We start from the raw sequence: 23139 nt of genomic DNA, 5'->3' as shown, positions 1-23139 counted from the left end.
TTGCAAAGCACGAGGCTTTGCTTTACAAGCTAAGTTAAAAACAAAGAGGCCGATCACCATTATGTGATCGGCCTCTTTGTTTTATGAAAACTTCATAGTTTAATGACTCTTATCTTAAAGATTGTTGCTTTTACAGAGTTCTGTGAGGCGGTTCCCATTTTTAAATAGGAGCGTAAGGAGCGAGACTCCTACTTAGATGCTCACCGCCCGCTCCGAGAATAACGAGCATCCTGGAGCGGAAATCAACAGCCAAGATCCATTGCAACAAAGTTTGCGAAAACAGCCTATTTAATAAATGGCCACCAATTTGCTTTGCCAAAGGTTTTCGCCATAATCGGTATAAATAGTGGCAGTATAACCAGGGCATACAGCACAAGGCCTATAAGAATTAACGTGGCAATTTCGAGCAGGGAGAGAACGCCAGCCGGCATCATGGCAGCAAAGGTTCCTCCAAGGATAATGGCAGCAGAGATAATCACCGTTCCCATTTTCCTCATTGATAAAAGCATAGCTTCTTTTATCGGCATATCTTTATATTCGTTGAACCGGTCCATTAAGAATATGCTGTAATCAATTCCGAGCGCTATCAATATGACGAATGCAAAGAACGGCACGGCCCAGCTGATGCCCTCATAGCCAAGGATGTTAACAAATATCACTTCTGTTATAGCCATGGAAGTATAGTATGTCAAAACCAGCGAAGCAATTAGATAAATCGGCATCACGATTGAGCGGAGCAGCAGAAAGAGTATGATACCGATTCCTGCGAGCATAAGCACAACGGTCCTTGAATAATCTGCATCTGATATTTTGCTCATATCATTATAGGTGCTTGTTACACCGCCAATGGCTACCTTCGCATTTTCAAGACTCGTATCCTTCACTGCAATGGCTATAGACTTCTTGATAGGATCAATCTCACTGATGGCTTCATTGGAATATGGATTATCCTTAAATATCACATCCATGGTCATCACTTTGCGGTCTGGAGACATATATGCATCAAGTGCCTGTTTGAAGTCTTTGCTATTTAGTACTTCATCCGGAATATAAAGTCCTGATACGTTTTTGTCCGAAGAGGCTAATCCAGACAAATAACCCTGGGCAGAATTCAATCCTTTGTGGACCTGATTCAAGCCATTCGCACTGTCATTCAGCCCATTCGTCAATGAATTCATCTGTCCGTTCAGGTTTGAAAATCCATTCAGCAGCTGCTTCTGTCCTGTATTCAGGCTAGTAAGGCCGCCTTGAAATTTCGAAATATTTCCAATCACTTGCTCCTGTCCGTTTGCTGCTTTAGTCAACCCTGTCTGCAGCTGGTTCATTCCGGCAATAAGCTTTGTCATTCCGCTGTCCAATTCACTCTGGCCAGAAGCTGCTGATGCGAGACTTGCATTGGCAGTATCAATGCCGCCCTTCACTTTTGACAGTCCGCCGTTAAGCTGAGTAAGACCCGAGGATAAAGGCCGTAAGCCTTTTTGAACAGAACCGACAGTTCCTTTAATCGTTTGATAATCCCTGTCAGATTGAAGATCAGGATATTTATTTTCTATTCCTTTAAAGTTTGCATCGAGTCCTTGGAGAGTTTGGGAAATTTGTGTGAGCCCCGTCCCGATTTCTTTATACTTGCTTTGGAGGCCGCCCAAACCTACACTGGCTTGTTTATAGCCGTTTGTAAGTTTTGTCATTCCATTTGAGAGCTTAACAAGGTTCGCCTGTACCTCACGCATCCCCTTTTTGATGTCCCCGGCACCCATCGACCCGCTGCGGATGCCTGTTTCAATGGCAGTTAATCCGTTTTGGACTTTACCCATTCCATTTTTCAGCTCATCCGTCCCGCTAATCAGGCCGTTAATTCCATCTGTCGCTTTATTCAGCTGAGGTGCTGACTTGGATAGTTCGCCGCCTGCCTTCTTCAGGCCATCACTGATTTTTTTGATACCTTCATTTCCTTTGCCGACACCCTTTTCCAGTGAATCTGCCTGCTTGGATACAAACAAGTTCTCGATAGGCTTTCCTGCTGGGCGGGTCACGGAACGTACTGTATCCACTCCATCGACTTTCGCGACTTCCTGGGAAATTTTTTCGGCTAAGGCTACATACTCTGCTGAATTCATGCTCACATCATTTTTAATGACAACCTGTGTAGGCATGGACTGCCCTGGGCCGAATCCAGATGAAACAATATCAAATGCCTTAACAGATGCCATATCATCTCCTGCTTCATTTAAGGAATTATATGACAGCTTCCCGTCGTAAAAAACCAAAAATGGAACACATATTGCCGCTACAATAAGTAAAGCAATAAATGGTCGGGCAAGCGCGAATTTTCCTGCAGCTCCCCACAACCTGCTTTCTTTATGCTCAAGCTTTCCTTTAGAGGGCCAGAATATTTTCTTTCCTAAAACAGCCATAAAGAAAGGCACGACCGTTACAAGAGCCAATAATAACACTGCTACTCCAACAGCTACTGCCGCAGCGGATTGATAAAGCTTAAAGGTTGAGAAGCCGATGGCAGCAAAGCCGACAAGGACTGCAAGCCCGCTGAAAAATACCGTTTTTCCAGCTGTCCTGTAGGTAGTGATAATTGCTTCCGCCAAGCTTTCGTGCTCTGATATTTCTTCTTTGAACCTGCTGAATAACAGGATGCAGTAATCTGTTCCAATCCCAAACATGATCGCCACCATAAATATTTGTGTATAAGATGAGATAGGAAAGTCAAACGAATCCACCAGGAAGGACACGATAGATTGAGAAACCAGATAGGAAATCCCTACCGTCACCAACGGAATGATGGGCGTAATGACCGAACGGAATACGAGGAGCAATACCCCAAGGATAAAAATAACTGTAATGCCTTCCGTTTTTTTCAGTCCTTCCTGGGAGTTTGTATTAAGATCTTCATCGATCATCCAGCTGCTGGTATAGTAATGCCCGACCTTTACTTCTTTAAGCTCTTTGTACAGAGCCTTAGACGTTTCTTTCCGGTCGCGGTTCCCCATGTTCATGGAGAGTGAAGCCAAAATAGTTTTTCCATCCTTTGAAACCAGCTGGTCTTTTAAGGATTTTTCTTTAAAATGGGTCGTAATGTCATTGATTCCGAGTTTACTTTTATCGCTTTCAAGCTTGTTTATTCCTTGTTCTATATCAGCCAGATCTGAAGCTGTAAGCTTTGACTTGCTATGAAAAACAAGTGCCACCTGCGATTCATCATCATCGCTGATATCCTTCATAATTTTATTAGCCATGGCAGAAGAATAGGTGTCAGGTATGGAAAGCTGCCCTTTTTCACTGACAAGATCAGCCATATTGGGTGCCAGCCCCATTAATACGGCAGCTGCTGCAATCCAGGCAGCAAGGATCAGCCATTTTCCTTTTAATATTGCGTTCATGAAGGTTCCTCCTGTATTTCTTTTGTCATTTCGATTAATATTCGGGAAAGTTTTTCGTATGTATGAATGAAAGCTTCTATTTCTTCATTATTAAACTTTGTGATAAATGATTCTACGAGCTTGTGAATTTTCTGTTCTTTTGAGGCGAATAATGCTTCTCCTTCTTTTGTCAGGGTGAGATATACCACCCTGCGGTCGTTTTCATCCCGTCTACGCTGAATAAGCCCTTTATCGGTTAAACGGGTGATAATGGCTGAGATTGCGCTTTTATTAACATAAAAGGCCTCTGCAAGGTCAGTGGACTTGCACTGCGGTGCCTGCTGGATGAATCGCAGCGTATAATACTGCTCATTTGTCAGATCACTGCAAATTTGTTCCTTTATCAGTGATTCTCCTATTTTTGAAACATAGAAGGAAACTCTTAAATAACGGTCAATTAACCCTTGAACCTCGTCATTATGCATAAATAATCAACATCCTCATATTAGTTCAACCCTTTAACTATTAATGTATTTAACTATAATATGGTTTTTTTTTACTGTCAATAACCAAAAGGGATGCCCCTTGTCCAGAAGCATACGTCCTCCCTGGCTTGGAGCTAAACAATAAGATGCACATCTTGAAAGTTTAGAAAGTGAAATGGTTTGTTGTTAACTTTTTTAAATTTTTTTGTTTGACTTTTGTATATATCGGGAAAAAACCAACAAGCATCGTTACTTATAAAATAAGGAGGAAGTAAATATGACTCAGCAAATGACCAGCGATAATGAGAAAAACAGTAAAATGTTAAAAGGTATAATTATTGGGGGAATCATTGGAGGAGCTTTAACCTTATTGGATTCACGCACTCGTACTAAAGTGAAAGAAACAGCAGTCGATCTAAAGGATTCTTCTATGGGCATGATTGCTCAGGTAAAGGAAAACCCAGGCGAGCTGAAGGATCAAATGATCAGCCGTTTCAAAGATGCTTCAACAACTTTAAAGGAAGCAATCAGTGATGCACAAAGCCTTTATGAAATGGTGAATGAAGAGGTTCTTGGGCGCGTAGGAGAAGTGAAGGACATTTCAACTGATGCTCTTTCAACAGCAAAACAAGCTACTGGTGAACTGAAGGATATCGGATCCAAAGTGGCTGATGCCGGTTCACAGCTTAAGGAAGCAAACAGTAAAAAACAAAATGGCGGCACTTCCAATACATCCGCTGACATAAACCAAAACCGCAATATGTAAATTACTGATAAAAACAGAAAAAGGCTTTTCTTACTTAATTCCTGTAAAGAATCTTTTGAGCAAGCCAAAAATAAAAGTCGGCGCCAATGCCTGGCGCCGACTTTTATTTACTTTCTGTGCATCTTGAACTCTAAGAAAAGTTCATTATAGTAGGCAAGATTTTTTTGCCCGAGATTTTTATATACCTCAAGCTTATCGGTCATTTCAGGCGATGGATAAAAACGTTTATCATTTACAGTCGCTTTTGGCATGTATTTTAATGCCATTTTATTTGGAGAAGAATAATTAACATACTCTGCATTTTTAGCAGCTGCCTTTGCATCCAGCATAAAGTTAATAAACTTATGTGCTGCCGAAATATGCTTAGCGGTTTTAGGGATAACCATGTTATCAAACCATAAGTTTGTTCCTTCTTTTGGGAGCACGTACTGCAGATCTTCATTTTCTGCCATAATTTCTGAGGCAACCCCAGACCATACAACCCCAATGGAGGCTTCCTGGTTTTCAAGCAGCATCCTGCTCTCATCACCGACAATCGCTTTAATATTCGGTGTCAGACTGTCCAGTCTCCTCTTTGCCTCCTGAAGATGCTTTTTATTCGTATCATTCAGCGAGTAATTCAGACTGTTCAGTCCCATTCCGATTACTTCTCTTGCACTGTCCGCCAGCAGAATCTGATTGCGTAAGTCTTTATCCCACAAATCATCCCAGCTGGTGATTTTTTTATTGCCGAGCATTTTAGGGTTATACACAACCCCGACTGTTCCCCAAAAATATGGAATGGAATACTTGTTTTTCGGATCAAACGGCAGATCCATAAATCGCTTGTCAATATTCTTAAGGTTCGGAAGCTTGCTGTGATCGAGCGGCAGAAGAAGGTTCTCCTTCCTCATTTTATCAATCATATATTCTGAAGGAACCGCAATATCATAGGCAGTCCCGCCCTGTTGAATCTTTGTCATCATCGCTTCATTGGAATCGAAGGTCTCATAAATCACTTTAATGCCTGTTTGTTTTTCAAACTTCTTGATCAGAGAAGAATCGATATAATCTCCCCAGTTATAAACCGTCAAAGTCTTTGCTCCTGAATATCCCTGAGAGGAGTTCAGTCGCGATACTGCGTACAGGAGCACCGCTGAAATAATAGCGATCACAAGGAAAACCCGGCTCAGCTGTTTCATTTTCCTGCCCCCATTCCATTTCTGACATTGCGCTGGGTGATGAAATAATATCCCACAACAAGCACCATGGTAAATAAGAATAGCAGTGTAGATAGCGCGTTGATATTAAGGGAAATTCCCCTTCTGGCCAGTGAGTATATTTCTACAGAAAGTGTAGAAAATCCATTTCCGGTCACGAAAAATGTTACTGCAAAATCGTCAAGCGAATAGGTTAATGCAAGGAAAAAGCCAGCAAAAATGCCCGGAGTAATATAAGGAATGACTACCTTTGACAGCACATCCCAGCGGCTTGCCCCTAAATCCCTGGCTGCATCAAGCAAACTCGGGCTCATCTCCTGAAGTTTAGGAAGAACCATAATGACAACAATCGGCACACTAAAGGCAATATGCGACAGCAGGACTGAGAAGAACCCTAGCTTAAGCCCAATCATGGTAAAAAGAATAAGAAATGAAGCACCAATAATAACATCAGGACTTACAATCAGGACATTATTCAGGGAAAGCAGTGCATTTTTTGTCTTTCTCTTCCTTACACTGCGGATAGCAAGTGCCCCGAGCACTCCCAGGATTGTTGAAATTGCAGCGGAAAGCAGCGCAATGACCAGGGTATTCAACACAATAATCAGCAGGCGGGTATCATGAAACAATTCTTTATACCACTGAAGGGTAAACTTATCGAATTGATGCATGTCACCTCCGCTGTTAAATGAATAGTACACTAAAAAGAAAATAGGAGCATACAGCACCAGAAAAACTGCAACAAGATAGACGGATGATAATGCTGAATTTTTTCTTCTCATTCTAGACACCCCGCTTTCTGTTGCCTGTCAGGGCCATGATCGCAAACATGATAATAATCAAAAAGACCGCAATCGTTGACCCCATGCCCCAGTCCTGGGTAACAAGGAAATGCTGTTCAATTGCTGTGCCAAGCGTAATGACACGGTTTCCTGCAATCAATCTTGTCAGCATGAATAGTGATAATGATGGAATGAATACTGCCTGGCATCCCGACTTAACACCTTCAATGGTGAGAGGGAAAATGACCCGGCGGAAAGTAGTCCAGGAAGAAGCCCCCAAATCATTAGCCGCATCAAGCAATGTGGGATTCAACTTATCCAATGTATTAAAGATCGGCAAAATCATGAATGGTATGAAAATATATACCGAAACGAAAATAAAGCTGAAATCTGTAAACAGTATTTGTTTGCTTCCGATTCCGATTACTTTCAGGAAGCTGTTAGCTGCCCCGTATGTCCCGAAAATGCCAAGGAACGCATAGGCCTTTAACAGTAAATTAATCCAGGACGGCAGTATGATTAAAAGAAGCCACAGCTGCTTATGTTTCGTTTTAGTTAACAAATATGCTGCCGGATAGGCAATGAGCAGTGAAAAAGCTGTGATCAAAAACGAATACCAAAAAGAACTCAATGTCATTTTCAAATAAACGGGTGTAAAAAACTTTTGATAATTGGAAATTGAAAAATTCCCTTCAATATCAAAGAAAGAATAATAAAGGACAAGCAGAATGGGTGCAATAACAAAAAGCAGGATCCATAATGCATATGGAATCAGATATATGTTACGCGACGCCTTATTCTGCATAGCTTGACCCGCCATTATAAGCTTCCAGACGCTTATCGAATTCTTCTTCCGTTTCCCCGAAACGCATGACATGAATGGCTTCCGGATCAAAATAAAGTCCAATTTCATCGCCTACGGTAGCCTTTTTGGTGGAATGGACAAGCCACTCGTTCCCCTCTTTATCATAGCTGCTGATTTCGTAATGGACACCGCGGAAGAGCTGCGAATCTACACGTACCTGCAGCTTGCCCCTGTCTACTGTGGTTATCTCCAGATCTTCAGGGCGGATGATGATTTCAACAGGTTCATTCGGATTAAAACCCTGATCCACGCAATCAAATTGCTTTCCGCCGAATGCTGCCAGATTGTCTTGGATCATCGTTCCTTTAACAATGTTAGACTCTCCGATAAAATCGGCAACAAACCGGTTAATCGGCTCGTCGTAAATATCCGTAGGAGTCCCGCTTTGCTGGATAATTCCTTTATTCAGCACGAATATTTCATCTGACATGGCCAAAGCCTCTTCCTGGTCATGTGTAACAAAAATGAAGGTAATTCCAAGGCGCCTTTGAAGCTCGCGCAATTCATACTGCATTTCCGTCCGAAGCTTAAGATCAAGGGCAGATAATGGCTCATCAAGGAGGATGACTTCCGGTTCATTCACAATCGCCCGGGCAATCGCCACACGCTGGCGCTGGCCGCCGGACATCTCACTGATTTCCCTTGTCTCATAACCATCCAGGTTAACAAAGGATAGGGCCTCAAGCACCTTTGCTTCAACATCAGCATTTTTCATTTTTTTAATCCTAAGGCCAAATGCTACGTTTTCAAACACGTTCAAATGTGGAAATAGGGCGTAATCCTGAAACACGGTGTTAACCTGGCGTTTATTCGCCGGCACATCATTGATTAATTTCCCGTTAAAATATATGCTGCCTTTCGTTGCGTCCGTAAAACCGGCAATCAGGCGCAGAATAGTGGTTTTTCCGCAGCCTGAAGGTCCCAGCAGTGTATAAAACTTTCCCCTCTCAATCTCAAAACTTACGTTATCCAGTATTGCCGGATCTTGATCATACTGCTTTGTTACCTGCTCAAAGCGGATAATTGTCTGGTCTGCCATTGCAGCCTCCTCCTTCTCGGATACATATTTTTCTTACAGATAGGAATCTGTAGCCACCAGCAGCAGCTCGGACATCCCTTTATGGTCGTTAATGATTTTATGTTCATCTGAAGCATGAAAATATATTGATTCGCCTGCTTTCGCAATATAGGTATGCCGGCCCAGCCTGACCTGTACCTGACCTTTGAGCACATAGCCAAATGTCTCTGAAAGAGAAGGCTCGAATGTCTTAAATTCACCCTTTTCCTTAAAAGTCAGCCGGATCGGTTCCATTTCTTTTTCATTGGATTCCGGGACAAGCCATTGAATTTGATAGCCTCTTTCCTCGTCATCGTAAAAAGTCTGATCTTCTTGGGTGTACACGACCTTTTGCTTGCGTTCTTCTTCATCAAAAAATTGACTTGGGCTGCAGCCAAGCACCTCTAAAATAGTAAAAAAGGTTTCTATAGATGGGGAGCTCAAATCACGCTCAAGCTGTGAAATATAGCCTTTGCTTAAATCCGTTCTTTCTCCAAGCTCTTCTTGCGTTAATCCTTTTTTCAAGCGCAGATTTTTTATTTTTTTGCCGATTTGCATAATATAGCCTCGATTTATTGTTTAGTAATAGTAAACATTAAGGCACAATTGTTTTCAAATACTAAACTCCAAGTTTACTTTTAACCTTATCCATTATACATGACATTTCGTAAACCGCAATATATTTCCCGCGGATTTAACAATTATCCGGTGTTGCCGATTTCCGCCACTGCCTTATGCCTGTACTACCGTAAAAGCATAAAAAAAGCCGTCATTTCGACGGACTTTCTGCACCTCATTGCTGCCTGCGATATTTTCTCCAGACCAAATAATAAAAAAAGCCAAATAAACAAAGATCAAACAGCAGGGAGTATACCGGGTCGTTATTTTTCACCTTAAACAACGACGGAATAGCGCCGCCTACAGATTGGTCGTCTGCAAAAAAGATAAACAAAAACATATTATTGGCAGCATGGACTCCAATGGACAGCTCAAGCCCCCCCATTTTAACTGCAAGGAGTGTCAGCATAAATCCGACAAATAAATAGTCGAGTCCTACAAAAATAGCCGAACGCTCCATTTCCGGGTTTGAAAAATGCATGGAGCCAAAGATAATGGCAATAATGCCGGCGAGTATATAAGGATTACGGATCTTTTTGCCAAACCATTGCAATAGAAACCCTCTGAAAAATAATTCTTCCACTGTAGTTTGGATTGGGACAAGCACCAGAATCAAGACAAGCAGAATCAAAAAATCCTTCCACTTCACACTGTTTAAAGAAATATCAGATGGAAAAAGGGCGTAATCAATTAGCTGAAAAACCACCATGAAGAAAAAAAACATCCCATACGCCCAGAAGATCTGCCTCCAATTAATCCGTTTTCCTGCGGTAATCAGTGTTCTAAGCTTTCTTTTATGAATCACCCTTATACAAAACCAAAGTCCCAGGATCCAAAAAACATCTGCCAGCATGGTTAAGGCAAAATCCAGCATGGGATGATGAACCCCAAATGAATCGATTAATGACAGGTCTTCCCCCGTAGCCCACAAATATGCGGCCATTGCAATTCCGTAAAAGATGGATGCTGCAATGAGGATTGCCCCCATTGTCACGAGCGACAGCATATACCGTTTCCAGCTGTTTTCCCCCGGCAGATTATATAGATAGCTTTTAATAATACCCCCCCTTGCCTGCTTTACTCCTTATTGGCGGCTCAGCATTTTATATCTTTATTCTACCATCTCCGCCTCTATTGTTTCCCGGTAAAATTGATTTCAATTTTCAGTATTAAAAACAGGACGGAAGGGTTTCGTTGCCTGAAGTCATTTTTCGCTTGCGAGTACAACGGCTATATCATCCTGTATCTTTTGGATTCCGTCTTCTTCTATAAAATTGTTTATTAAAACAGAGAAAATGTATGTTTCCCCATTTTTCGCAGTTGCGTAACCGGATAATGTACTGCACGATGAAATGGTTCCTGTTTTCGCAAATACCTTTCCCGCAGCAGCTGTGTTCTTCATTCTTTTTCTAAGGGTCCCTCCATCCATTCTGCCGCTTGCGCCTGCTGTTGGCAATGCATGCAGATATGCCGGGAACCATGGTTTTTTCTGTATTTTATACAGTAACTCAGAAATTGAATTGGCTGAAATCAAATCAGCCTGGGAAATTCCAGAGCCGTCTCTGATCTGCATTGCACGAGTATCCAGCCCCCAGCTTTCAGCTATTTCTCTTACAGTTTCAATACCCTTCTTCCAGCTTCCTTCTCCTTTTTTCACCCTGCCTAATTCTTTCACAAGCACCTCTGCATGGCTGTTATTGCTTAGCTTCATAAATGGAACCATAAGCTCTGATAGCGGCATTGATGAATGAACAGCTTTAACTGCAGCTGTTTCTGGAGCCTTTCCTGTCCCAATCCTGCCAAGAAGCTTAATCCCCTGCCTTTTAAGTGCTTGATCAAATAAATCCAATGCATACCCGGTTGGCTCCCATACAGCGCTCCATTGTTTAACAGGGGATGAACCAAGCGGAATTGCCCCCTCTACTGTAATGATGTTCGTTCCATGCTTGCGGACAATTTTCAATTCTTTTTCTGCATCATGTCCAGATGTTCGAACATGATTGATAACCTTCACATAATTTGTTCGAGGAGTAACAGTAATTTCGGCACGCTTTCCTGTCTCGCTGGCCGGACTCACTTTTAACATGACTGAACCCGTATCATAATCTTCATCAGGAGATGCCGATAGAGCTGAAATCTGGGCTCCGTAATATTCCTGTTCATCAGTCCAGGCAAGATCCAAGGAATACCTTTCCTTGTCAAACCAGGAATCATCTCCAATCAGGTTGCCAGAAACAGTTTTTATGCCGCCCTTTCTAAGCTTTAAAGCAAGCTCATCAAAATCCTTCTGTAAAAGAGAAGGATCTCCTTTTCCTTTTAAATATAGATTGCCATGTAAAAAGTGGTTTATCACTGGCCCTTCTGCCAGCACCTCTGTTTGGAAAACATATTGTTCTCCAAGTGTTTCAAGGGCTGCCGCTGCAGTCATTAGCTTCAGGTTTGAAGCCGGCCTTAATTGTGTATTCCCATTCCTGTCATACAGTATTTTCCCTGTTTGAGCGGACCGGATGCTGACTCCTGCCAGCGCTCCGTTTAAATGGGGGTCTTGAAGGATAGCCGTTATTTTCCGTCCCAGCTCTTCTCGGCCATGGGTAGCATGCGCAAGTTCACGTTTATCTTTGACCGAAGGAATAATTATGAGCATAAACACAAGCAAGACAATCGGAACACTCTTCACTTTTTTCTTCAGCAACAGCTTCCACCTCCGAGTTACCTTTTCCTTTATTGGGCACCTTTCATATTGCATGTTGATTCTGCTTTTGGTCGCTCGCTTTCATCGGCGGCCGGGAGCTTCCATAATGCCTGCTGTGTTAAATGTGCAGAAGACGATTTATTTTCCACTTTATCCCCACAATGTATTCTCACCATTAGATATTTCTTCCAAAAGTAATTGCGGTATATCAATTTTCATTACCAAAGCTTTGCTTCGCGCTTGTTGTAATCTTTCAGCAGGCGTTCCTTTTGTACTCTCCGCTTTTAGTCTGCAGAGCCACCCATATCCATATTCCGCGATTGCTCGCTTACCTGGAGAATGCAAAAATTAACATTGAGATTTAACAAAGCGATTATGTAAAATAATGAGGTGGTCAATTCTGCTGGCTATACAGAATAATTAAAAATTTCTAAATATATTGACATAATATTATCTGTTTGATAAATTATCTATATTAAGAAAGTCGATGACGAGAAAGAGTACGATTTATTCCTGCCCCACAGAAAGCCGGCATTTGATGAAAGCAGGCGTTCAGGATGTTTCTGAAAATCATCTCCGAGACGCAATGCCGAATGTTAGTAGGCATTGACGGGACTTCCGCCGTTATACGGAACGCGTATGTATTGTACGCTAGTTGAGAGCCGGATTTGATTGAATTCCGGAATTAGGGTGGTAACGCGAGTTAAACTCGTCCCTGTTATTGGGGGCGAGTTTTTTATTTTGACTAAAAGGAGAGAGTACGTTGAAAAAATTAGACATCTTATTTATTGGTTTTATGCTATTTTCCATGTTCTTTGGAGCAGGAAACCTCATTTTCCCTCCTTTTCTTGGTGCACAGTCAGGTACTTCATTTTGGCTGGCAATGACAGGATTCATTTTGACAGGAGTAGGCCTACCATTTGCAGTACTACTGGCAGTTTCACTTGTAAAGGGCGGCATCCAAACAATTGGAAACAGGGTACACCCGCTCTTCTCCACTATTTTCATGGTCGTCATTTATTTATGTATCGGACCATTTCTGGCCATTCCGAGAAATGCCAATGTTGCCTATGAAATGGGCGTGAAATCTTATCTTCCTGGACAATCGCATTCCTTCCTGTTTTTATTTATATTCACGGTTGTTTTTTTCTTGCTCGTTTATCTGGTGAGCTTAAACCCTTCCAAAATGGAAAAGTATATGGGGCGCTGGATCACTCCGGTTTTGCTTATCAGCATGGTCGTATTGTGCGCTGCAGGATTCTTCAAGCTTCATGCACCAATCCAGCAGCCGGCAGAAGCCTATCAATCCGGAGCGCTATTCAAAGGATTTATTCAAGGCTATTCAACAATGGATGCACTTGCTTCCCTCGCATTTGGGATTGTTATCCTGACATCCATCAGCCAAAAAGGAATAGATGACAGAAAACAATTATCAAGATATACCTTAAAAGCTGCCATTATTGCAGGCATCCTGCTTTCATTTGTTTATATTAGCCTTGGTGAAATCGGCGCTAAAATGGCCGCCGGACACTCTTACAGCAATGGCACCGAGCTGCTTTCCGATGCTTCTGTTCTCTTACTGGGACAAGGAGGCAAAGCTCTTCTTGGATTTATTTTCACACTCGCCTGCTTTACAACAGTCGTCGGCTTAACAACGGCCTGCGGGCAGTATTTCTCTAAGCTTATTACAAAGGCCAGCTATAAGCAGATTATTTCAGCGGTGACGCTTGTTGGATTTTTCTTATCCAATTTAGGATTGGATCAAATTTTGAAGGTTTCTGTACCCTTTCTTGTCACCGCCTATCCGTTAACCATCGTTCTTGTGGCATTAACCTTTTTCAGCAAATACTTCCGGAACAAGAGGAAAGTTTACGGAAGCGCCATTTTATTCACTGGCATCTTTGCGCTGATTGACGGTATCTTTGCATTTGGGCTTACTCTTGGACCTTTGCAGGAAGTTTGGAAATTTCTCCCTCTTTCCAAATATGGCCTTGAATGGATCATTCCAGCAATCGCAGGGACCTTGTTCGGCATCCTCATAAGCGCATATGACAAAAAGGATGCCTCAGAGGATGAAAAAGATTGGACCATGGAGAAAAAATTAAGCTAAAAAAACCCGGATAACCTCCCGCATAGGGATGTCATCCGGGTTTTTTTCTTTTGTAATGGCTGTTTTGCTGTAAAAGGTCACTGCTTGTTAGGTTCAGCTTCCGAGATTTACTCCAAGGATTTCCATAGACTAAGAAAAGTCAACAACAGTTCTGCTACGTTGTAATGTTTTTAATCACACATGCAATACTCTCGCTAACATCTGTTGCGAGCATGCTTTCAGGCGCTTTATCTTCACTCCAGTAGTCAGCACTGGCTCCATGGAAGTATACGGCATTCGCAATCGCTGGCTTGATTTCAGGCTGTGAAGAAATCATGGCAAGAATAATGCCAGTCAATGTATCGCCCGTACCTCCCTTGGCAAGACCGGCGTTTCCGCTTCTATTAACAATCAGTGAACCATCAGGATAGGCTATAACCGTATTCCTCCCTTTTAACACAACAATGATTTCATGTTTTTTCGCATAATCACTGGCATGGTCAAGCCTTTTCGCCCCAATTTCCGCAATAGGAAGGCCAGTCATCTTGCTGAATTCCCCAGGGTGGGGCGTCACAATGATTTCAGCCTCTCTGACTGGATACCTGCGCTCTTTAAGAGCTCCTGCATCAAGGATAATCGGCAAATTGCCAGCAAACAAATGCCTAAGCGCATCTTCAATGTTCTCTTGGTCATCCAGCCCAGGACCGATAGCTGCTGCTTTTATGCCTTTTGGAAGGTCTCCTGCCGCGGCTTTTTTTAGGCCATCATGAACAAAGGTGCACTCTGGCACTCTTGCAGAAATGATTCCTGAAGCAAAGCGTGTTGTTCCTACCACTAGCTTCCCAATCCCGCTCCTCATTGCTCCGAGGCTTGCAAGCATGGCACTCCCTGGCATTTCATCTGAGCCGCCAAGGAGCAGCCCGGTGCCAGAAGAGCCTTTATGTGCCCCTGGCATTCTTTGTCTGAATGTCTGAGCTGCCTTTTCCTTTGTCCATACCTGCCATTTGGAATCATGGGGGAGCCCAATATCCAAAACCTGTATTTCTCCGTAGTATTCGGTACTTCCCTCTAAGAATGCTGATGGCTTGTACCCATGCAGCGTTAATGTTACATCTGCCCTGAACGCCGTGCCCGTCTTGCCATTGTCTGCTTCTACACCTGAAGGAATATCTATGGCAACCCGTAAGGCATCTGCTTCATTTGCCCATTTTATGGTTTTTTCCAGATTTTCGCTCAATGGCAGTTTTATCCCTGTTCCAAGGAGGCCATCCACTATTACATCCGCAGGTCCTTCTTGTTCAGAAGTCTCAAAACCCCTGTTTCTAAAATAGTTCAAATGTTTTATGGCATATTCTGATAAGGGCTCCCCGTCAGGAAACATCAGCCGGCAGGAATACCCATTCTCTTTTAAATAACGAGCAGCCACAATTCCATCCCCGCCATTGTTTCCTTTTCCGGCAAGAACGGTGATTTCCTGACTTTTCGAGATTTTTCCAGAAAGTGCCAAGTAAACCTCCCTGCCTGCAACTTCCATCAATGTAAAAGCATCCATTCCCTGCTTTCTTGCTTCTTCGTCTGCTCTTCTAATGGCTTCTGCGCTATAAATGAACAAAACATCACCCGCCTTCTTTTTACATTCGTTTCTTTTTTCCCCTAATCACAAGCAGCTAATCAGCCCGTACGTATTGTTTTATGGTTAAGCACCCCTGATGGCCTGGAACGTCCGCATTTTTAAAAAAATCCGGGCACACAAACAAGAGGTTTCGCGAATGCGAAACCCCTGAATTTACTCATAGCTATTTTCATCTATCAAAGCAGCTTCCCTGATATTGATTTGCTGCCGTATTTTATGGGAAAGTTCACGGGTGATTGCACCGTGTTCAAATAAAGACTGAACTTGATCTCTCTCTACCTGAATGGCTTTGTAATGAAGCTCTCTTTCAATATTAGACAAGTCTTCATTCGTCTTTAGATTTAGGTACGCATGATTCAGTCTGGCAATCAGCGTTCTGTATTCAGCTATCACCAACAAAGAGAATTCCTTATTTTCTTCAGTAATCCCTTTTTTAATGGCGCCGATAGCGGCTCTCGAAGTTCTGACCTTCAGCTTTCTTGCATTTCCCAGAAACTCCTGTCCCCAATCCGTAAAAGATCTATTTCTTGAAAACAGTTTATGAAGGAGACGCTTTGACAAGACCACCGTAATCAAAAGCCTGTATTTAAGCCTGCTGGTCACCGCCGATTCCTTATAATGGATATTTTGAAGAAACTTAAGGGCCAGCTCTTTTTTTATTTCCTCATTTTTTGCCAGTTTGCGTACTAGCTCCTCTTCTGCATGAAGTCCCAAAAGACGGATGTCCGCTTCCATTTCACGTGAATGGAAAGGGTTTTTCGGAACGCCGCTGTAGTTAATTTCCTCAATTGCTCGTGTATATTTTGAAACTACAGACGATATTGCGACACGGTTTTCTTCGTTTGCCAGAGACTGCACAAACTGAATAACTTCTTTATAAATTGTAATTTTAGCCTGGTTTTCTTTTTGATTTGCATCATTGGAAGATGGATCTTCCTTCTGCTTGCCGAGAATCGGAAGAGCAATGCTAGAAAAAATAAGTGTTAAGAGAATGACTCCTGCGGAAATAAAGATGAATAGCTCTCTTTGCGGAAATTTGCTGCCATTTTCCAAAACGAACGGAATGGAAAATGCACCGGCAAGTGTAACAGCTCCGCGGACACCGGCAAACGACAGAGTCAAGGCTGATTTCATTCCCATTCCAGGCATGCGTATGTTTAATTTAGGGGATATGAGAATGATCACCGTCACCCAGATAAAGCGAAGAGCAATCAAAAGCAAGGTAATAATAGTGACATAACCAAAAACCTTCGTATTATTAAAAGCAGGATCTGAAATGATGACCTTCAAAACATGGGGAACCTGCACCCCAAGTAGCATAAATACTAGACCATTCAATATAAACGATAAAACAGTCCATGTGCTGGCAGAAACAACCTGCAGCCTGACTGTGGGAGATTCGTCCCTATCACGCTCAATGGCATGAACAATACCAGCAGCAACCACAGCAAGAATGCCGGATACTCCAACTTCTTCTGAAACCAGATAAATGATGAAAGGAGTCAGGATTTGGATCAGCATGTGTATGGTAACATCCTCCATACCCAGCCGCCTTATAAAAGTCCTAAGCCTTAAAATTAAAAAAGCCAGGGCAGCACCAATAGCTAGACCGCCTACTGCAATAATGAAGAAGCTAAAGGTGGCTTGTGCAATGGAAAATACACCTGTGACAGTCGCTGCCACAGCAAATTTAAACGCCACTAGGCCGGATGCATCGTTCATTAAAGCTTCGCCTTCTAATATTCTCATGATGATTTTCGGCATCTTGACCCTTTCTGAAATTGCACTCACGGCAACTGCATCTGTCGGGGAAAGAATGGCGGCAAGAGCAAAAGCTGCGGGCAGCGGAATGGAAGGGATAAGCCAGTAGATGATAAAGCCCATAACAATTACTGTTATGAAAACGAGCCCTAAAGCGAGAAGCAAAATTGGCGACCGAAGCTTCCATAAATCGGCTCTCGGGACATTTTTCGCATCATAAAAGAGCAAAGGAGCAATAAACAAAACAAAAAACAGTTCCGGATTAAGCGGCAGATGGATGCCTGCAGGCAATACTGCAAGCATGCCCCCAAGCGATATTTGGATGAGCGGGACAGGAATTATCGGTATAAAGTGGTTAATAAAATTCGATAACCCTATAAGAGCAAGAAGAATGAGCACTACTAAAAAAGTTTCCAAGGGCAGCGTGCCTCCTTTTTTATACCGGGAGCCCTTTTTCTATATAGAAAGCAGGATTGTCCGTAATTAAAAGCAAATTGTGATATCCTTAGTTTATTATACCCTTTTAAGTATAAGATAAAGAAATAGTCAGCTTAGCATTATATAAAATTTAAAATTATTGCCTTTTCACTTTTATTTTGTTAAAAGGAGGAACTGAGCATAGTCATTTGGCAGTAAAGGAGATCATTATGAGAACTGAAAGTAATATGAATGTGAACGTCGGCGGTCTGGAATTCGGTTGGGATTTGGAAAAGGGCGTTTTTCAATATGAAAATGATGATGCTGTTTTATTCTGGATTTCATCTGCCATGAAATCATTTTTTGATACCATTGAAGAAATTTCCGGAAATGATGCCGCAAGCGTGGTTTTAGAAACTACCGGCTACCGCCAGGGAATTACAGTAGGAGAATACTACAAGAGCCAAAATTTAGCTATAGCAGAAGTAGCTTCAATGATACCCAACACTTACGCTTCGGCAGGCTGGGGGAAAATTAATATCATAGAAATGAATCAGGAGATGAAAACGGCAACCATCACGATTGAAAACAGCTGGGAATCCAAAATTAATATAGCACAGGGCAAATCCAGTCATGGAACATTTATTCCAGGGCATTTTTCTGGCTTATTGACCGGCTTATTAGATACAAACATATGGTACAAAGACGTACAGACCTCCTTTGGGAATACTAATAAGCAGTTCATCTATGAATTTTTCCCATCTGATAGAACCGTTGAGCAAAATATACATGATCTGGCCAGAAAAGCAGAAGCAGAGCATATCAGAAGCCTGGAGCAAACGGTGAATGAAAGAACAAGAGAGCTGTCAGAATTAGTCAAGGAGATATCATCCCCAATCATACCGGTGCTTGAAGGCATTGTAGTTGTTCCGCTTCTCGGGAAATACGACGAATTCCGCTCTGAGGAATTGACTGTGAAGACACTGTACAACCTGCCAGCTTACAAAGCTAATTATCTTGTTCTTGATTTAACCGGACTGGAAAAGCATATTGATGAATATACAGTCGGTTTTATTAATAAATTGGCTTCCGCTGCAGCTTTAATCGGTACGGAAACCATTCTAGTCGGCATTTCAGCTGAGCTGGGAATGACTATAGCCCAGACCGATTATGACCTTGCCCAATTCAATTGCTTCCAGACTCTGCAGCACGGCATTTACTTTGCCCTTTCGCAGACAGGAAAGCAGATTATATAAGCACCATAGGCATAATGCCTATCTAATTAAACAGAAGCTGATGGCACATTTTACGTATGCTGTTCAGCTTCTTTTTATTGGCTATTTTACCTATTCCAATGAATAAGAATGCGTGATATTAAATGGCTGTTTTCTTAAACTTTGTTGCTATGGAACAAGGGGTTGATATCCGCTACAGGATGCTCCGCTTTCCGCGGGGCGTGCGCTGAGCCTCCTCGACTTGCGTCTGCGGGGTCTCATCTGTCACGCTAATCCCGCTGGAGTCTTCGCACCTTTCGCTCCAATCAACCTGCTTTAACAATAGTTTTGCCTCGAAAACTTATTAAATAACAACAACCTTTAAGAAAAGAGCCTATTAAATAAAGCAACCCATCCGGCATTTGCCTTAAAACTGCCGATTCACTTGAATCTTTCTTTTTTAAAATTCCAGGCATAGATAGCTTAAATTCCCAAATTCGTAATCCCGATAAACCACTTTTCCAGTTTTCTTTTCATTTCCGCTGCCCATTGCAATAAATAGCGGAACAAAGTGTTCTTCTCTAGGGACGGCCAGTTTAGCGTGGGGTGCCTGAGTTTCCCAATTAAATAGAGCGGAATAATCTTTATCATATATTTTTTCAATCAGCCAATCATCAAATTCCACTGCCCATTCTTCCGGATGTTTTTGTCCCCATTTCACCATTCTCAGGTTATGGACGGTTACTCCGCTGCCAATTACTAATATGTCATCCTCGCCTAATATTCTGAGGGCTTCACCAATCTTAAACTGTCCTTTAGCATCAAGCGCCGGATTAATGGAGATCTGGACAACAGGCACATCTGCCTGAGGAAATAGGTGTGACAGAAGTGTCCATGATCCATGATCCAATCCCCTGATGCTATCCAGCTTGGAGGCTATGCCGTGAGAGCTGAGGCTCTCCCTTACCTTTAAAGCAATTTCCTTAGATCCTTTAGCAGGATACGAAACAGCATATAATTCTTCAGGAAATCCATAAAAATCATAAATGGTTTCATATTCCCCATCCGTAAATGTGATTTCCGGAACCCCGCTTTCCCAATGTGCGGTAAAAATGACTACAGCTTTGGGCTTCAGCCTTTTTCCAATTGCATTAAGGGTTTTTGTATATTCATTATCCTCAAGCGCCAGCATTGGTGAACCATGAGCTAAAAATAAAGAATTCATGTAACTGCCTCCAATTTACTTACTTTTCGTAACTAAGTATATATTTATATCCAAACTGCGTCAAGTTTCTATTTTTGTATCTATTATTAAATCTCCATAAAAAAACACTTTTAGACTCTTTTCAGAATCCAAAAGTGTTTTTTTATTATGCAGTAACAGTTTCCTCGCCTAACTTGCGAAGTCTTTCTTCTACTTCTTCTTCTGTTAAATTATGCTCTTTAACATAAAGGTTGCGTGGTGTTGTACGGCATTCATGAGAGCATCCGCGCAGGTGCTTATGCTCATTTTCCTCCGTGCAAATAATTTGTCTATTGCATGAAGGGTTTGCACAATTAACATAGCGTTCACAAGGCTCTCCTGTGAAATAGTCACGGCCGACCACTACATGCTCCTTTTGATTGACAGGAACGGAAATTCTTTCATCAAATACGTAGCATTGTCCATCCCAAAGCTCTCCTTGGACTTCCGGATCTTTTCCGTATGTCACAATTCCGCCATGCAGCTGTCCTACATCCTCGAAGCCTTCTTTTACAAGCCATCCAGAGAATTTTTCACAGCGGATGCCTCCTGTGCAGTACGTCAAAATCTTTTTGCCTTCAAGCATTTCTTTATTTTCTCGGACCCACTGCGGAAGCTCCCGGAATGTTTTAATATCAGGTTTTACAGCACCCCTGAAATGGCCCAGGTCATATTCATAATCATTTCTGGCATCCAGTACAATGGTATCTTCATCCTGCATGCTGTCGAAAAATTCTTTTGGGCTTAGGTATTTTCCAGTCACTTCATTCGGATTGATGTCGTCTTCCAGTCGAAGTGTTACCAGTTCTTTTCTTGGGCGCACATGCATTTTTTTAAATGCGTGCATATCTGCTTCATCTATTTTAAATATGATATCTGAAAAACCAGGTTTGTTTTTCATCATTTCCATATACTGTTCTGTTTGTTCCATTGTTCCAGATACAGTTCCATTAATTCCTTCAGCTGCTACTAGGATACGGCCTTTCAAACCTAAATCTTTACAGTAAGCAAGATGCTCTGCTGCAAATACCTCAGGATCTTCAATTGGCGTATAATAGTAATATAGCAATACTCTATACTTTTCCATTTTTTGTTACCACCTATTCATTTATATTTGCAAGATATAACGTACAAGGCTTTTGTTATATACATACATGATTGTCTTACAAACAAATATTATAACAAATTATCTTAAAAAAATGGATAAAGAACTTCTGCCAAATCATATTTTTCTTGCGGGATTTTACAGATAAATCCATATTATTGCATATTGTGGATATAACACACAAAAAAAGAGACACAATTTATGCCCCTTTTTGGCTGCCTGGGACAACCACTCTGCCTCTTTACTTTTCTCCTTTGGAGGAAATCTCCTTAGTATCCGGTACAAAAAAATTCAGATGCTTCCTCAAAACTTTGGCTTGAAACGGCAAGGGCTCTCCTTCGTCTCCATCAACATTGACAATAAGTTCCTCTGATGCCGTTACAGCAATAAATGAAGAGCGGATATATTCCACATGCTTATGCTCCTTCAGTTCGCCGCGCATTAGCTTAGGCAGGATTTTCAGGATACTCGGCAGTGAAATATCTTTTATAATGAAGATATGCATCTTTCCGTCATCCACTTCTGCATTTGGTGCCAGCTTTTCAAATCCGCCTACGGAATTTGTCATTGCAGCGAGCATCAAATAAGTTTTCCCTGTCCAGCTTCCATGTTCATGCTCGATTGTAAGCGTAAAAGGCGTTTTATTAATCAGTGTCTTCACACCTTCAATAAAATAAGCCAGTGAACCCATTTTCGTTTTTTGGACCGCACTTACATTGCTTGTGGCTTCAGCTATCGCCCCTACTGCAAGGACATTCATAAAGTGGCGCTCATTCACCTTGCCAATATCCGCCGGCACGGTTTTTTTGAAAGAAATCAGCCGAAGGGCTTCTTCAGGATCTAAAGGTATACCGATGGCCCTTGCAAAATCATTCACCGTCCCAAGGGGAATAATACCAAAATCCGGCTGGTGCTCCTTTTCTGCAAGTCCGTTCACTGTTTCATTTACCGTCCCGTCTCCACCCATTGAAATCACCGCTTCAAAATGATTCCGGCATGCATCCTCCCCAAAGCGAGTTGCATCACCCTCACCCTTTGTTTCACAAATAATTACTTCATCATATAAACTCCCCAGCAGGTTTTCTGCCTGTGGAAGAAGAGATTTTGCTTTTTCTTTTCCTGATGAAGGATTTATGATAATCATCGCTTTTGTCACAGGGAAACCTCCATTTTCTTAATCTCACGGCTCATATTAGCCAATACCCTTAATGAATTGTTATTCAAACAATAAATATGATAGAAAGCCGGATTCCCTCATGAATGCAAAGTCATATTTTTTTAAATTTTTAGACAAATGGCTATACTTTTTGTTTGTCGGGGTATATACTGTATTATAACAAGAAAACACACTGAATAATCTGTACTATAAAAAGGAGGAGTTAACATGCAAACTAAAAATCCAATGGAATTTTTCAGGAACCTGCCGCCGAAAACCTGTCCGAAATGCGGAGAGCACATGACCGAACAAGCCGAATCATACCGGGTCGAGTGTGACAGCTGCCTTGCCAATCATGATAAATAAGTGATGAAAAAACTGGCCCGCTCATTGCGGCCAGTTTTTTTGTTAATATTGTCTTCCTTTGAGTAAAATAAATCCATGGCCGTTAATAAGGAGTATGTTAATGAAAAACATCATCATTTTTATTCTGTTATTCACCTTTACTTTTTCCCTGATCTTCCTGCTTGATATTCTGCAGGGCAATCTGGGCTATATGCTGGAGTATATTCACGTTATGACCATACAATTTTCCAAAGAAGAAACTACTCTGCTCATTATTTTCTTTCTGCTTTGGTTCCATGCCTCGAGAACGATATCTAAAAAAACAAAAAAGCAGCAGTAGA

Annotated in this window: 19 protein-coding genes and 1 other annotated feature; of the genes, 5 read left to right on the top strand and 14 right to left on the bottom strand. The window is 41.9% G+C overall.

Annotated elements, in window-relative coordinates:
* Positions 1-284 precede the first annotated feature (284 nt).
* The gene (locus BM126_RS20030) at positions 285-3392 is read right to left on the bottom strand and encodes an MMPL family transporter (RefSeq protein ID WP_090991170.1); all 3108 of its coding nucleotides are present in this window, start codon (positions 3390-3392) and stop codon (positions 285-287) included.
* Complete coding sequence (locus BM126_RS20025) at positions 3389-3856, bottom strand: MarR family winged helix-turn-helix transcriptional regulator (RefSeq protein ID WP_090991169.1); 468 nt, start codon at positions 3854-3856, stop codon at positions 3389-3391. Before BM126_RS20025 ends, BM126_RS20030 begins: the two co-directional genes overlap by 4 nt.
* A 277-nt stretch (positions 3857-4133) precedes the next feature.
* Here BM126_RS20025 and BM126_RS20020 point away from each other — a divergent pair, with 277 nt between their 5' ends.
* The gene (locus BM126_RS20020; RefSeq protein WP_177201522.1) at positions 4134-4622 is read left to right on the top strand and encodes a YtxH domain-containing protein; all 489 of its coding nucleotides are present in this window, start codon (positions 4134-4136) and stop codon (positions 4620-4622) included.
* 107 nt (positions 4623-4729) lie between these two features.
* On the opposite strand, the gene BM126_RS20015 is transcribed toward BM126_RS20020, so the two are convergent.
* The 7 genes from BM126_RS20015 to dacB all read right to left on the bottom strand — a co-directional run bounded on the left by BM126_RS20015 (position 4730) and on the right by dacB (position 11787).
* Complete coding sequence (locus BM126_RS20015; RefSeq protein ID WP_090991168.1) at positions 4730-5803, bottom strand: ABC transporter substrate-binding protein; 1074 nt, start codon at positions 5801-5803, stop codon at positions 4730-4732.
* A complete protein-coding gene (locus tag BM126_RS20010) occupies positions 5800-6603 on the bottom strand; it encodes an ABC transporter permease (RefSeq protein WP_090991167.1) in 804 nt (267 codons plus the stop codon). Before BM126_RS20010 ends, BM126_RS20015 begins: the two co-directional genes overlap by 4 nt.
* Position 6604: 1 nt before the next feature.
* Positions 6605-7408: an ABC transporter permease gene (locus BM126_RS20005; protein ID WP_071352161.1), complete on the bottom strand. Its 804-nt coding sequence runs from the start codon at positions 7406-7408 to the stop codon at positions 6605-6607.
* A complete protein-coding gene (locus BM126_RS20000; protein ID WP_090991166.1) occupies positions 7398-8507 on the bottom strand; it encodes an ABC transporter ATP-binding protein in 1110 nt (369 codons plus the stop codon). Before BM126_RS20000 ends, BM126_RS20005 begins: the two co-directional genes overlap by 11 nt.
* A gap of 33 nt (positions 8508-8540) precedes the next feature.
* A complete protein-coding gene (locus BM126_RS19995; protein WP_071352163.1) occupies positions 8541-9083 on the bottom strand; it encodes a helix-turn-helix domain-containing protein in 543 nt (180 codons plus the stop codon).
* Positions 9084-9318: 235 nt separating this feature from the next.
* Positions 9319-10149, bottom strand: a complete 831-nt coding sequence (locus BM126_RS19990; protein WP_090991165.1) for a CPBP family intramembrane glutamic endopeptidase — start codon at positions 10147-10149, stop codon at positions 9319-9321.
* Between the two features lie 198 nt (positions 10150-10347).
* Complete coding sequence (gene dacB, locus BM126_RS19985; RefSeq protein WP_371261480.1) at positions 10348-11787, bottom strand: D-alanyl-D-alanine carboxypeptidase/D-alanyl-D-alanine endopeptidase; 1440 nt, start codon at positions 11785-11787, stop codon at positions 10348-10350.
* Between the two features lie 526 nt (positions 11788-12313).
* Positions 12314-12555 (top strand) — a binding site (T-box leader).
* Positions 12556-12598: 43 nt separating this feature from the next.
* On the opposite strand from dacB, the gene brnQ reads away from it, so the two are divergent.
* Entirely contained in the window at positions 12599-13945 is a 1347-nt protein-coding gene (brnQ, locus tag BM126_RS19980) for a branched-chain amino acid transport system II carrier protein (protein ID WP_090991164.1), read from the top strand.
* 154 nt (positions 13946-14099) lie between these two features.
* On the opposite strand, the gene BM126_RS19975 is transcribed toward brnQ, so the two are convergent.
* Positions 14100-15536, bottom strand: coding sequence for an NAD(P)H-hydrate dehydratase (locus BM126_RS19975; protein WP_090991163.1), 1437 nt, complete (start codon positions 15534-15536; stop codon positions 14100-14102).
* 174 nt (positions 15537-15710) lie between these two features.
* Positions 15711-17735: a Na+/H+ antiporter gene (locus tag BM126_RS19970; RefSeq protein ID WP_090991162.1), complete on the bottom strand. Its 2025-nt coding sequence runs from the start codon at positions 17733-17735 to the stop codon at positions 15711-15713.
* 230 nt (positions 17736-17965) lie between these two features.
* On the opposite strand from BM126_RS19970, the gene BM126_RS19965 reads away from it, so the two are divergent.
* Positions 17966-18991 carry an STAS domain-containing protein gene (locus BM126_RS19965; RefSeq protein WP_090991215.1) on the top strand — a complete coding sequence of 342 codons (1026 nt, stop codon included), beginning with the start codon at positions 17966-17968 and terminating at the stop codon, positions 18989-18991.
* Between the two features lie 418 nt (positions 18992-19409).
* On the opposite strand, the gene BM126_RS19960 is transcribed toward BM126_RS19965, so the two are convergent.
* The 3 genes from BM126_RS19960 to BM126_RS19950 all read right to left on the bottom strand — a co-directional run bounded on the left by BM126_RS19960 (position 19410) and on the right by BM126_RS19950 (position 22453).
* Positions 19410-20174: a DODA-type extradiol aromatic ring-opening family dioxygenase gene (locus BM126_RS19960; protein ID WP_090991161.1), complete on the bottom strand. Its 765-nt coding sequence runs from the start codon at positions 20172-20174 to the stop codon at positions 19410-19412.
* Positions 20175-20319: 145 nt separating this feature from the next.
* Positions 20320-21279: an oxygen-dependent tRNA uridine(34) hydroxylase TrhO gene (locus BM126_RS19955; protein WP_090991160.1), complete on the bottom strand. Its 960-nt coding sequence runs from the start codon at positions 21277-21279 to the stop codon at positions 20320-20322.
* Positions 21280-21538: 259 nt separating this feature from the next.
* Positions 21539-22453, bottom strand: a complete 915-nt coding sequence (locus tag BM126_RS19950) for a diacylglycerol/lipid kinase family protein (protein WP_090991159.1) — start codon at positions 22451-22453, stop codon at positions 21539-21541.
* A 228-nt stretch (positions 22454-22681) separates the two neighbouring features.
* On the opposite strand from BM126_RS19950, the gene yhfH reads away from it, so the two are divergent.
* Both yhfH and BM126_RS19940 read left to right on the top strand, forming a co-directional pair.
* Positions 22682-22819, top strand: a complete 138-nt coding sequence (yhfH, locus tag BM126_RS19945) for a protein YhfH (protein ID WP_083392196.1) — start codon at positions 22682-22684, stop codon at positions 22817-22819.
* Positions 22820-22919: 100 nt separating this feature from the next.
* Positions 22920-23138 carry a hypothetical protein gene (locus BM126_RS19940; protein ID WP_090991158.1) on the top strand — a complete coding sequence of 73 codons (219 nt, stop codon included), beginning with the start codon at positions 22920-22922 and terminating at the stop codon, positions 23136-23138.
* Position 23139: the final 1 nt, after the last annotated feature.

The organism is Bacillus sp. OV322 (genome assembly GCF_900112495.1).
Classification (GTDB): domain Bacteria; phylum Bacillota; class Bacilli; order Bacillales; family DSM-1321; genus Peribacillus.
Note: the sequence above shows the minus strand (reverse complement) of the source record. Positions and strands in the feature narration are given on the sequence as shown.